Origin of the sequence: Saccharopolyspora gloriosae (genome assembly GCF_014203325.1) — a bacterium.
GTDB lineage: Bacteria > Actinomycetota > Actinomycetes > Mycobacteriales > Pseudonocardiaceae > Saccharopolyspora_C > Saccharopolyspora_C gloriosae.
The window spans coordinates 3099467-3111925 of the sequence record NZ_JACHIV010000001.1; the positions used below are offsets into that span (position 1 = coordinate 3099467).

General features: G+C 71.7%; 11 protein-coding genes. 5 read left to right on the top strand and 6 right to left on the bottom strand.

What is annotated here, in order from left to right; all coding sequences use genetic code 11:
- Positions 1-218: 218 nt before the first annotated feature.
- On the bottom strand, positions 219-1475 hold the full coding sequence (locus BJ969_RS13755; RefSeq protein WP_184479325.1) for an aspartate aminotransferase family protein: 1257 nt from the start codon (positions 1473-1475) through the stop codon (positions 219-221).
- A gap of 114 nt (positions 1476-1589) precedes the next feature.
- Between BJ969_RS13755 and BJ969_RS13760 the strand changes: the two genes are divergently transcribed.
- The 3 genes from BJ969_RS13760 (at position 1590) to BJ969_RS13770 (ending at position 5364) form a co-directional block, all read left to right on the top strand.
- Positions 1590-3083: an NAD-dependent succinate-semialdehyde dehydrogenase gene (locus tag BJ969_RS13760; protein WP_184479326.1), complete on the top strand. Its 1494-nt coding sequence runs from the start codon at positions 1590-1592 to the stop codon at positions 3081-3083.
- A gap of 123 nt (positions 3084-3206) precedes the next feature.
- The gene (locus BJ969_RS13765) at positions 3207-3962 is read left to right on the top strand and encodes a DUF3632 domain-containing protein (protein WP_184479327.1); all 756 of its coding nucleotides are present in this window, start codon (positions 3207-3209) and stop codon (positions 3960-3962) included.
- Between the two features lie 253 nt (positions 3963-4215).
- Positions 4216-5364 carry a glycerol dehydrogenase gene (locus BJ969_RS13770; RefSeq protein WP_184479328.1) on the top strand — a complete coding sequence of 383 codons (1149 nt, stop codon included), beginning with the start codon at positions 4216-4218 and terminating at the stop codon, positions 5362-5364.
- Positions 5365-5456: 92 nt separating this feature from the next.
- Here BJ969_RS13770 and BJ969_RS13775 read toward each other — a convergent pair whose 3' ends face one another.
- The 4 genes from BJ969_RS13775 to BJ969_RS13790 all read right to left on the bottom strand — a co-directional run bounded on the left by BJ969_RS13775 (position 5457) and on the right by BJ969_RS13790 (position 8404).
- A complete protein-coding gene (locus tag BJ969_RS13775) occupies positions 5457-6170 on the bottom strand; it encodes a GntR family transcriptional regulator (RefSeq protein ID WP_343071393.1) in 714 nt (237 codons plus the stop codon).
- A 24-nt stretch (positions 6171-6194) separates the two neighbouring features.
- Positions 6195-6953: a maleate cis-trans isomerase family protein gene (locus tag BJ969_RS13780; RefSeq protein ID WP_343071394.1), complete on the bottom strand. Its 759-nt coding sequence runs from the start codon at positions 6951-6953 to the stop codon at positions 6195-6197.
- Positions 6954-7133: 180 nt separating this feature from the next.
- A complete protein-coding gene (locus BJ969_RS13785) occupies positions 7134-7895 on the bottom strand; it encodes a maleate cis-trans isomerase family protein (RefSeq protein ID WP_184485248.1) in 762 nt (253 codons plus the stop codon).
- A 14-nt stretch (positions 7896-7909) separates the two neighbouring features.
- Positions 7910-8404, bottom strand: coding sequence for a DUF3830 family protein (locus BJ969_RS13790; RefSeq protein WP_184479331.1), 495 nt, complete (start codon positions 8402-8404; stop codon positions 7910-7912).
- 278 nt (positions 8405-8682) lie between these two features.
- Between BJ969_RS13790 and BJ969_RS13795 the strand changes: the two genes are divergently transcribed.
- Entirely contained in the window at positions 8683-9666 is a 984-nt protein-coding gene (locus BJ969_RS13795) for a D-2-hydroxyacid dehydrogenase (protein WP_184479332.1), read from the top strand.
- Entirely contained in the window at positions 9663-11099 is a 1437-nt protein-coding gene (locus BJ969_RS13800; protein WP_184479333.1) for an amidase, read from the top strand. The genes BJ969_RS13795 and BJ969_RS13800 overlap by 4 nt, the downstream gene beginning before the upstream one ends.
- Before the next feature lie 312 nt (positions 11100-11411).
- On the opposite strand, the gene BJ969_RS13805 is transcribed toward BJ969_RS13800, so the two are convergent.
- A complete protein-coding gene (locus BJ969_RS13805) occupies positions 11412-12425 on the bottom strand; it encodes a YeiH family protein (protein WP_246456794.1) in 1014 nt (337 codons plus the stop codon).
- Positions 12426-12459: the final 34 nt, after the last annotated feature.

Consider the following 12459-nt stretch of genomic DNA (forward strand, 5'->3'; position numbering starts at 1 on the left):
CTCCGTGCCGACCTGTGCGGTGCAGCATCCCAGAAGGTCTCCCGCCGGTGGCACACCGCTACCGCAACGGTATGGAAACCACCCGTCCGGCGCCTTCACCCGCCCCGGCCCGGGGCGCATCGGCAGGGAGATCCCGCACGTGGCGGATCCGGACAGCGAAAACGGGGTGCGGCGCGTGCGCCGCACCCCGTTCGCGGTCTCCGATCGCGGCCGGTCCGCTAGCCCGCGACGGCGGCGGCCACCGCCTCCGACCACAGGCCCACGGCGTCGTCGACCTGCTGGGAGTCGACGATCAGCGGCGGGATCATCCGCACCACGTTGCCCGCCGGGCCGCAGGTCAACAGCAGCAGGCCGCGTTCGGCGGCGGCGGCGTGCGCGCGGGCGGCGGTCGCGCCGTCCGGGGTGCCTTCGGGGGTGGTGAACTCGTTGCCGACCATGAGGCCCCGGCCGCGCACTTCACCGATCACGGGGTGTTCGGCGGCGACCTTGCGCAACCCTTCCTGCAGCCGCGCGCCCTGCTCGGCGGCGTTGTCGACGAGGTTCTCGTCGCGCACCACGTCGAGGGTGGCCAGTGCCGCGGCGGCGGCCACGGCGTTGCCGCCGTAGGTGCCGCCCTGCGATCCGGGCCAGGCCTTGCTCATCAGCGCGCTGGAGGCGGCGATGCCGGAGATCGGGAAACCGCTGGCGAGCCCCTTGGCGGTGATGAGGATGTCGGGTGTGATGGCGGAGTGCTGGTGTCCCCAGAACTTCCCGGTGCGCCCCACCCCGGTCTGCACCTCGTCGGCGATGAGCAGGATGCCGTGGCGGTCGGCGCGTTCGCGCAGCCCTTCCAGGAACGCGGCGGGCGCGGGGATGTAGCCGCCCTCGCCGAGCACGGGTTCGACGATGAACGCGGCGGTGTCCTTCGGGGACGTGACCGTCAGCAGCAGCTGGTCCAGCTCGGCCAGCGCGAAGCGCACCGCTTCGGCTTCCGACCAGCCGTGGCGGTAGGTCTCGGGGAACGGGGTGAACGCCACGCCCGGCATCATCGGCCCGATCCCGGCGCGCACCTTCACACCCGAGGTCGTCAGGGCCCCGGCGCCCATGGTGCGGCCGTGGAAGCCGCCTTGGAAGGCGACGATGGTCTGGCGCCCGGTGGCCTGGCGCGCCAGCCGCACCGACGCCTCCACCGCTTCGCTGCCGGAGTTGACGTAGAACATGCGGTCCAGGCCCGCGGGCAGGACGTCGCCGAGCCGTTCGGTGAGCTGGAGTAGCGGCCGGTGCATGACTGTCGTGTACTGGCCGTGGATCAGGGTCCCCACCTGGCGCTGCGCGGCTTCCACCACGCGCGGGTGGCAGTGTCCGGTGCTGGTCACCCCGATGCCGGCGGTGAAGTCGAGGTAGCGGCGTTCGTCCTCGTCGTAGAGGTAGACGCCCTGTCCGCGGGCGGCCAGCACAGGTGTCGCCTGCTGCAACACCGGCGAGAGCTCAGCCATGTTCGACTCCAAGCTGTCGTGTCCCGAATGTAGGATTGTTGACAATCGCGTGTGACATGCAACCATCACGACTGCGTCCTGTCCACCCGCCGACACGGAAGGCCCGCTGAACCGATGAGCACCACGAGCAGCTCCCCCGCAGGCACCGAGTCCGAAGAGGCCCGCGTCGTCGACGCAGCCCCCAAGCAGCTGCTCATCGGCGGCAAGTGGCGACCGGCCACCGGTGACCGCACCTACGAGGTCGAAGACCCCTCCACCGGTCGCGCGTTGTGCTCGGTCGCCGACGCCACCCCCTCCGACGGGCTCGCCGCGCTCGCCGCCGCCCACGAAGCCCAGGCGTCCTGGGCCAAGCACCCGCCGCGCGAACGCGGGGAGATCCTGCGCCGCGCCTACGAGCTGATCCAGCAGCGCCACGAGGACCTGGCGCTGCTGATGACGTTGGAGATGGGCAAGCCGCTGCCGGAGGCGCGCGGCGAGGTCACCTACGCCTCGGAGTTCTTCCGCTGGTTCGCCGAAGAGGCCGTGCGCATCGGCGGCGACTACGCCGTGGCGCCCAGCGGTTCCGGCCGGTTCCTGGTCACCCAGCAGCCGGTGGGCCCCACGCTGCTGATCACGCCGTGGAACTTCCCGATGGCGATGGGCACCCGCAAGATCGGCCCGGCCATCGCCGCGGGCTGCACGTCGGTGATCAAACCCGCCCACCAGACGCCGTTGTCGATGCTGGCGCTGGCGGAGATCCTGCAGGAAGCGGGCCTGCCCGACGGGGTCCTCAACGTGGTCACCGCGGTCGGTGCGGGCTCGGTGATGGAACCGATGATCCGCGACGGGCGGGCCCGCAAGCTGTCGTTCACCGGTTCCACGTCGGTGGGCCGCAAACTCATCGAGCAGTCCGCCGAGCAGGTCCTCAACGTGTCGATGGAACTCGGCGGCAACGCCCCGTTCCTGGTGTTCGCCGACGCCGACCTCGACGTGGCCGTGGACGGCGCGATGCAGGCGAAGATGCGCAACATCGGTGAGGCCTGCACCGCGGCCAACCGGTTCTACGTGCACGAAGACGTCGCCGAGGAGTTCTCCCGCAAGCTCGCCGACCGCATGGGGTCGCTGCGCATCGGCCGCGGCGTGCGCGACGACGTCGAGGTCGGGCCGCTGATCGACGCCACCCAGCTGGGCAAGGTCGACGAACTCGTCAACGACGCCGTGGGCCGCGGCGCGGAAGTCGTCGTCGGCGGCTCGGTCCACGGCGGCGAGGGCTACTTCTACCCGCCGACGGTCCTCAAGAACGTGCCACTGGAATCCCGCATGACCCGCGAGGAGATCTTCGGGCCCGTCGCCCCCATCAGCACCTTCACCGACGAGCAGACCGCCATCGACGAGGCCAACAACACCGAGTACGGCCTGGTGGCCTACGTCTACACCCAGGACCTGCACCGGGCGCTGCGCGTGTCCGAGGCGCTGGAGAGCGGCATGATCGGCCTCAACCAGGGCGTCGTGAGCAACCCGGCCGCCCCGTTCGGCGGGGTGAAGGCCTCCGGCCTGGGCCGGGAAGGCGGCAAGGTCGGCATCGACGAGTTCCTGGAGACCAAGTACATCGCCATCGGCGGCCTGTGATCGCCTGAACCCACCGGCAGTGCCCCGCGCGTCCCTGCGAGCGCGGGGCACTGCGCCGTCCGGGCCCCGGCCGGTCTCGGGCGTGTGCGGGCGTGTGCGGGCGCGGCTACGGTGCGGGTCGCCATGGATCACGACACCGCCTCGCGCCACTACCGGGCGCTCATCGACGACCACCTGCGCGCGCCCGCGCCGGAGTCGGCCGCGTCGCTGTTCATCGAGCCCTTCCGTACGGCGCTGGTCGTCGAGGGCGCCGAGGACTCCGCGATCGAGGGAATGTTGTGGGCCGCGTGGGGGCCGGTGGTGCAGGCGGCCCGCCGCTCGCGGGCCGCGCAGCGCGATCTTCTCGACCTGCTCGACGCGATCCGGCGCCGCGCGCCCCTGACCCGCGACGACGGCGACCGGTGCGTCATCTGGGGTGACCAGGTGGTGTTGACCGACCTGCCGTGCTTCGGCGCGCAGCTGCGCGAAACCTGGGACCTCGACGAGACGGGCTCCGAGCAGCAGGTGAACCTCAACGCCTTCGCCGCGCGGCTGACCGCGGCCGGCATCGACTTCTCCCGCTACGCGATCTGGACGCTGCGCGAGCACCTCGAGGACACCACCCCCGCTGCGGATCTGGGCGCGGTGCTGGCGTGGCTCGGCCACTGCGGGCCGACGCTGGCCCAGTTGAGCCTGCGACCGGACCCGCCACCGGACCGGGGTCCGGCGCGGGTGGGGCCGCTGGGCAGGGCCGCGGGCGTCGACGCAGGAGGGTTCAGCCGGACGCGGTGGGCGTTCTGGCGCGGCAGGCTCACCGAACTGGCCCGCGGTGACGGCGCGGTCGCCGAGCAGGCGCGCACGGCCCTGCGCCACATGCCCCCGCTGGAGACCACCACCTGACCGTGACCGCTGACCGGTTCCTCGCCCTCTGACCGTCGCGATCAGGCCGGTGAGCCGGGGTTGTCGGCGAGCCGGGGCGGGTAGTCCACCGGCGATTCGGGACGGGCGTTATCACCATCTGGAGCAGCGATTGCCGCAGACGGTCGCGCGCGATCGAATCGGCGCGGGGGCGCACGACGCGGTGCGCCTGATCCGCACCCCGCCACTCGACGGGCGTCCTCGCGCGGCGAGGGCATGCCAGGAGGGACGTTCGATGACCGAGACATCCACAGCGCTGCGCACCATGATCTCGCCCGGCCGCTACGTGCAGGGCCGCGGCGCGCTCGACTCGCTGGGTTCCTACGTGGTGAAGCTGGGGCGGCGGCCGCTGGTGCTGGCCGATGACGTGGTGCGCGGGCTGACCGAATCCGCGATCACCCGCTCGTTCGAGGACGTGGGCCTGCCGGTGGTGTTCGAGCGGTTCAACGGGATGCCCACGGCCGCCGAGAGCCGCCGGGTCGCCGGGGTGCTGCGCGAACGGGACTGCGACGTCATCGTCGGCGTCGGTGGTGGCGCGCCCATCGACACCGCGAAAGCCGCCGCCGACGACACCGGGCTGCCCGTGGCCAGCGTGCCGACGGTGGCCTCCACCGACGCGCCGTGCTCGGCGCTGTCGGTGGTCTACACCGAGCAGGGCGCGTTCGAGTCGTACCGGTTCTACAGCAGCAACCCGCAACTGGTCCTGGTCGACACCTTGCTGGCCGCGAGTGCCCCGGCTCGTTTCCTCGTCGCCGGGGTCGGGGACGCGCTGGCCACCTGGATCGAGGCCCGCGCGGTGGAGCAGTCCAACGCCGCCACGATGGCCGGGGGCGCGGCGACCCGCGCGGGGCGGGCGTTGGCGAAGCTGTCCTGGGACATCCTGTGGGAATCGGCGATCCCCGCGGTGCGCGCGGTCGAGCACGGCATCGTGACCCCCGCGGTGGAGGCGGTCGTGGAGGCCAACACGCTGCTGTCGGGGCTGGGTTTCGAATCCGGTGGGCTCGCCGCCGCGCACGCCGTGCACGACGGGCTCACCGCCGTGGACCACACCCACGGCCTCGCCCACGGGCAGAAGGTCAACATCGGGTCGATCACCCAGCTGGTCCTGGAGGGCCGCCCGGCGCGCGAGATCCACGACTTCATCGAGTTCACGACCCGCGTGGGCCTGCCCACCACGTTGACCGAGGCCGGGTTGGGCGGTGTCCAGGACTCGGTGCTGCGCACCGTCGCCGAGGCCGCCACGGCCCCGGCCGAGACGATCCACAACCTGCCGTTCCCGGTGACCGTGGACGACGTCGTCGACGCCCTCAAGGCCGTGGAGGTCACCGGCCGCGCGGTGCGCGCCGAAGCGGGACTGCCCGAGCCGGTCGCGCCCGCGCACTGATTCACCGGGCGCCTGGTGCGCGGAGAACACCGCGGCCGATGACGGCCCGCGATGATCACAGCGCACCAGGCCCCGGGTGCCGCGGGGTCGGGTCAGGCGACGGGGTCGGCCTCCGACAGCAGCGGCGTGAACGCGTTGAGGCGTTCCAGCGCGTCGTTCATGTGCGCTTCCAGCCGGGCCAGCAGCAGCGCCTCGTCACCGGACTCGATGGCATCGACCAGGCCGCTGTGCTCGTCGACGAGGGTCTGCGGGTCGGCGGTGTACTTGTCCTGCAGCGCGGTCAGGCACATCCGCTTCTCCACCAGCAGCGTCTGAGCCATCCGCTGCAGCCGCGGACTGCCCGAGACCCGCACCAGGGTTTCGTGGAACTCCTGGTCGGCGTCGCTGAGCTCGATCGCGTCGCCGCGGCCCGCGGCCGAGACGATGCGGGCCTGGGCGGCGGTGAGCTCCGCGACCGCCTCCACCCGGTGGTGGCGGATGATGCGTTCGCACGCGGCGCGTTCCACCGCCAGGCGCGCCAGGTAGATGTCGGTGACGTCGTCGGCGTCGAGCGTCGTCACGAACAGGCCGCGGTGCGGTTCGCTGTGCAGCAGCCCTTCCTGCACGAGCCGCTGCATCGCCTCCCGAAGCGGGCCGCGGCTCACCCCGAGCCGCGACGCCAGTTCGGCCTCGCCCATCTGGCTGCCCGGTGGCAGCGACCCGTACATGATCGCCGACCGCAGCTGGTCGGCCACGATCGCGGCGGTCGATTTCCGCTGCACCGGCTCTAACTCGCCGTGCTGGTTCTGCTCTTCGACTCCGAGCACCGACACCATCTCCTCATCGAGTTCTCAGCGCGGAGCGGCTCCCCCGAGCTCACCCCTGTCCGGGCCGGCCTGCCGGAACAACGTGCCCAGGCCCTCGTGGGGTCCCGGGTCACCGGCCAGCCGAAGCACTTCCCACGCGCTGACCTGGTTGGCGGTCAGCACCGGTTTGCCCAGGCGCTGCTCCAGCTCGTCGAGCCACGCCGCGGTGTGCAGCGCGGTGTCGGGCATCAGCAGTGCCTGCGCGGTCGGATCGTCGTTGGCCGCTGCGAACTCCAGCACCTGCTCGCGGGTCAACGTGCCGACCTCCGCGGCGGTGACGATGCCGCGGCTGGACAACCTGGTCACCTCGATCCCGCCGTGTGCCAGGAAATCGGCGAACCGGTCGGCCACGTCGGCCGGATAGGTCGCCGCCACCGCCACCCGGTCCAACCCGAGGCGCGCCGCGGCGTGCACGAACGCGAACGACGTGCTCGACGTGGCCAGACCGGTGACGGCCTGCAACTTCTCGACCTGGTCGCGGGCGCCTTCCCAGCCGAAGACGAAGCTGCCGCTGGTGCACGCCCAGATCACGGCCTGCACCCCGCGGGTCAGCAGTTCACGGGCCCCTTCGGCGAGGACCTCGGCGGAACCGACGTCGAGCAGCGCGTCCACTCGATGCGCGTCCTCCCGCATCAAGGTGTGCACCAGCGGCAACGAGATCCCGCCGCCGAGCAGGCGTTCCAGGGCCGGGTAGTCGTCTTCGGCGCTGTATCCGGGGTAGAGAATCCCTGCGGTGATCGACACCGGCAGCTCCCTCCTTGATTCGTTCCCGCGACCCGCCATGAACCAGGGGTTGCGGGGGCGAACGACACCGGACCGGCGGTCAATTGTCGACAATGCTACCGCACGGTTCGGTGCCGCCCGCAGTGGTGGACATGCTTTCGTAATTCGATCGACACGGTCACGGAATGTGAACCGCGCAGCTCAGGCGGCCGGAACGTCGAACGCCCCCACCAGGCGCTGCTGCGGGGCCACCGCCGGTAACCCCATCGTGCGCAGCGCCGCCCACATCGTGACCTGGTTCGCCGTCAACACCGGTTTGCCCAGTTCCTGCTCCAACGGGCCGATGATGTCGTAGGTCGGCAGGTTCGTGCAGCTGATGAACATCGCCTCCGCATCCGGGCGGTCCGCCGAACGCACGATGTCCACGACCTGGCGATAATCGACCTTCCAGATGCGCCCGAGCAGGCCCAGGCCCACGCTGGTGACCACCTCGACGTCGTGCTCACCGAGGAAACCCACCAGCCGCTCGGTCACGTTCTCCACGTACGGCGTCGCGATCGCCACCCGCCGCACCCCGAGCACCCCCAGCGCCTCCACCAGCGCCCCCGAGGTCGTCACCGCCGCCGGAGCACCGGCCTCCCGCATCACCGTGGTCAGGTTGCGCTCCCCGGCCGCGCCGTCGACGAAACTGCCCGACGCGCACGCGTAGGCCACCACCTCCGGCTCCGGTGACAGCAGGTCGCGGGTGGCGCTGTGCACCGCGGCCTCGTCCGAGATCAACGACGCCATCTCCACCGTCATCGGCACCGGAACGAACGCCGTGCGCGTCACGTACAACGTCACGTTCTCCGGCGCCCAGCGCCACAACTCGCGGTCCATCGCCAGGTCGAACGGCGCGACCACGCCCACGCCGCGCTGCGGGGCGGGACCCGACACCGCCCCCAGGAAGTCCTCCGGCGCCATGCCACGGCCCCCGGTCAACCGGAGTGGCGTTCGTAGCGCAACCGCTCACCGACGCTGCCGGAACGCCACACGTCGTTGCAGGCCTCCGCGAACGCGCCGAGGTTGTCCACGATCGACCCGTAGACGTTGCCCGGCACCCAGCCCACGTCGCCGTTGAGCAGCAGGTTGTTGCGCCCGTAGAAGATCGCCAGGTCGATCACGCCCGGCAGGGCCTCGATGTCCTTCTCCTCCTTGAACTCGCGGTCGAGCATCCCGCTGTCGAAGGAGAAGTACACGAGGTCACCGGGGATCGGCGTCACCGTCGGGTTCTCCTGGCCCGGTTCCCGCTCGGCGAAGCGGGGGACCATGGTGTAGATCTCGTTGCGCGCGTACTTCGCGTGATGCACCGGCCCGGCCTGCGGCGACGACTGCCACACGGCCTCGCAGGTGCGGGGGGCGTCCTTGTCCAGCAACTCCGCCACGCAGGACACTCCACGCTTCTCCAGCGTGATCGACAGGTACCTGGGCATCGTGAAATCCGTTCCATGAGAGGGCTAGCAGATGTGGATCGGTCTCCGCGGTCTCGGCTCGCGGCCACCAGCGGTGGCCACGCCGTGCCCTGCCCAGGGCCGAAGACCCGCCTCGCGGGCCGGCACGCCGACAGGCTCCGGCCCCACCGCGAGATACCTGCGGATTGTTGACAATCCTACGAGCGCTTCCTAGCGTGTCAATCCCCGGCCGCCGACGGCCCGGAGAGACACCGCGACGACGCGCGAACCGCTACCCGCCCACCTCCGAAGGCCAGGTCATGACCGACAACACCCCCACCGTCGTCGTCCTCCACGGGGGCGAACCGCCCCCCGCCATGGACCGCATCGCAGGCGTCGCCGAACTCCGCGCCACCACCGAAGACGGACTCGCCGACGCACTGCCCGGCGCCGACGTGCTGTTCGTGTGGGACTTCCGCTCCGACGCCGTCGCCGAAGCCTGGCACCACGCCCAGGACCTGCGCTGGGTCCACGCCGCCAGCGCCGGAGTCGACCGGCTGCTGTTTCCCGCCCTGCTCGACTCCGACGTCGCCCTCACCAACTCCCGCGGCGTGTTCGACGGGCCCATGGCCGAATACGTCCTGGCCACCGTGCTCGCCTTCGCCAAAGACCTCCACACCAGCGTCCGCCTGCAAGACCAGCGGCAATGGCGCCACCGCGAAACCGAACGCATCGCGGGCAAACGCGCCCTCGTCGTCGGCACCGGCCCCATCGGACGCGCCATCGCAGGCCAGCTCACCGCCGCCGGACTCCACGTCGAAGGCGCCGGACGCGTCGCCCGCGACCACGACCCCGACTTCGGCACCGTGCACGCCTCCGACGACCTCCACGGCGTCCTCGGCGACCACGACTACGTCGTGCTCGCCGCACCCCTGACCGACCAGACCCACGGGCTCATCGACGCCGAGGCCCTCACCGCGCTCAAACCCACCGCACGCCTGATCAACGTCGGCCGCGGCGAACTCGTCGTCCAACCCGACCTCGTCGAAGCACTCGAAGCAGGCCGCCTCGCCGGCGCCGCCCTCGACGTGTTCGACACCGAACCCCTCCCCGAAACCTCCCCCCTGTGGGAGATGCCGAACGTCCTGATCTCCGCGCACATGTCCGGCGACACCATCGGCTGGACCACCGAACTCGTCGAACTGTTCCTGGACAACCTGCGCGGCTACGCCCAAGGCGGCGCACTGCGCAACGTGGTGGACAAACAACGCGGCTACGTCAGCGGAACGGAGCGCAAGCGATGACCTCGACCCCCCATGCCGACACCCCACCGGCCGCGCCCGCCGAAACCACGGCGGCCGACCTCACCGCCACCGAGATGCTCCACGGCTTCGCCCACGGCGAACTCTCCCCCGTCGAAGCCACCGAAGCCACCCTGCGCCGCATCGACCAGGCCGACGGCGCCGTCAACGCCTACTGCCTCGTCGACGCCGACCGCGCACTCGACCAGGCCCGCGCCTCCGAAGCCCGCTGGGCCCGCGGCGAACCCGACGGCCGCCTCGACGGCGTCCCCACCTCCATCAAGGACATCTTCCTCACCCGCGACTGGCCCACCCTGCGCGGCTCCCGCACCGTCGACCCCGCGCAACCCTGGACCGCCGACGCCCCCGCCGTGGCACGGCTGCGCGAGCACAACGCCGTGTTCGTCGGCAAGACCACCACCCCCGAACTCGCCTGGAAAGGCGTCACCGACAACACCCTCACCGGCATCACCCGCAACCCCTGGAACCCCGAGCGCACCCCCGGCGGCTCCAGCGGCGGCGCCGGTGCCGCCGTCGCCCTCGGCATGGCACCCCTGGCCATCGGCACCGACGGCGGCGGATCCGTGCGCATCCCCGCGGCCTTCTGCGGCATCTACACCATCAAACCCACCTACGGCCGCGTCCCGCACTTCCCCGCCAGCCCCTTCGGCACCATGGCCCACGCCGGGCCGATGACCACCACCGTCACCGAGACCGCGCTCATGCTCGACGTGCTCAGCGGCCCCGACAGCCGCGACTGGTCCGCGCTCGAACCACCCGCGCACTCCTTCCTCGACGGACTCGACGACGGCGTGCAAGGCCTGCGCATCGCCCTGAGCCCCGACCTCGGCTTCGCCACCGTCGACCCCGAAGTCGCCGACGCCGTCGCCCGAGCCGCCCAGGTGTTCACCGAACTCGGCGCCACCGTCGAACACGCCGACCCCGGATTCAGCGACCCCGTCGCCGACTTCCACGTCCTGTGGTTCTCCGGCGCCGCCAAATCCGTCGCCCACCTCACCGACGCACAACTCGCACTGCTCGACCCCGGCCTGCGCGAGATCGTCGACGAAGGCCTCACCTACTCCGCCCAGGACTACCTCGAGGCCACCAACACCCGCATGGCCCTGGGCCAGCGCATGGGCGCCTTCCACGACACCTACGACCTGCTGCTGACCCCCACCGTCGGCATCGCCCCGTTCGAAGCCGGCGCCGAAGCACCCGCCGCAGCCGCCTCCCCCCGCTGGACCGGCTGGACCCCGTTCACCTACCCGTTCAACATGACCCAGCAGCCCGCCGCGAGCGTGCCCTGCGGATTCACCAGCGATGGACTGCCCATCGGGCTGCAGATCGTCGGACCCCGCCACAGCGACGCGCGCGTGCTGCGCGCCTCCCGCGCCTACGAACAAGCCCACCCCTGGAGCCGCCCCCGGCGGTGAACCGAACCGAACCGGTGGGACAACCGCTGGTTCTTCCCGCAACGCGACAGCGCCCGTGGCCCCACGCCACGGGCGCTGTCGCGTGAGAACCCCGGCCCGGACTCCGCATCGGCACCGGGCTCCTCGACACGCGGCGAGAACATCAGCTGCCGCCGCCATCGACGGCGAACTCGCTCGGCCTGAAGGTGCCAGAGCGCCCGTACGCAAGCGGATCCGGACATCACCTCAGCGCAGCGGAATCCCGGTCATCGCGGGTGTCCGGCTCGCACCGGGAGCGCGCTGCGAAGGGAGCCCTGCGTTCACCGCCGCGCTTCAAGCCACGGTCAGCATGCCCGCGACGGTCACCGACGTGATCAGCACCGTCGACCCGACGCCGAGCAACAACGCCCTCGGGCCCGTTCGCACCAAGCCGCGCACCCGCACCGAGGTGCCCAGCGCGAACAACGCGGCCGCCAGCAGCACCGTCGTGGCCTCCCGGGCCACCTCCAGCACCGAACCCGGCACCAGCCCGGTGCTGCGCACCGCCATCGCCGCCAAGAACCCCACCACGAACAACGGCAACAACGGCACCCGCCGACCCTCACCACCACCACCGCGGCGACGGCGGAGCAGACCGATGCCCGCGACCAGCGGCGCCAGCAGCACCACCCGGCCGAGCTTGACCACCACCGCCACCGACACCGCCGCCGCACCCGCCGGGGACGCCGCCGCCACCACCTGCGCCACCTCGTGCACGCTGCCCCCGGCGACCCGGCCCAGCAGCTCCGGCCCCACACCCCACATCCCGCCCAGCAGCGGCAGCAGCACCATCGACAACGACCCGAACACCGTCACCAACGCCACCCCCGTGGCCACCTCCTCGTCCTCGCGGTCCACCACGCCCTCCACCGCCGCGATCGCCGACGCCCCGCAGATCGAAAACCCCGTCGCCACCAGCAGCGACAACCCCCGCGACACGCCCAGCGCACGCCCCAGCAGCACCGTGCCCGCGAACGTCACCACCACCGCGGCCACCACCACGCCCACCGTCGCCGCCCCCAACTCCAGCACCTGCCCCACCGCCAGCTGCAACCCCAGCAGCACCACACCCGCCCGCAACACCACCCTCGACACCCACGCCAACCCCGGCGCCGCCGCACCCGGACACCCCGGCACGTTGCCGACCACCACACCCAGCGCCACCGCCGCCGTCACCAGCCCCACACCCGGCACCAGCGATGCCACCGCCGACGCCACGACCACCGCACCGACCGTCACCACGATCCCGGGCAACCGCCCCGGCACGGCCCGCACGACACCCGGCCCGGCGCTCATCGACATCCGCATGACCCGACCCTCGCCGCCCGGCCACCGACTGCGG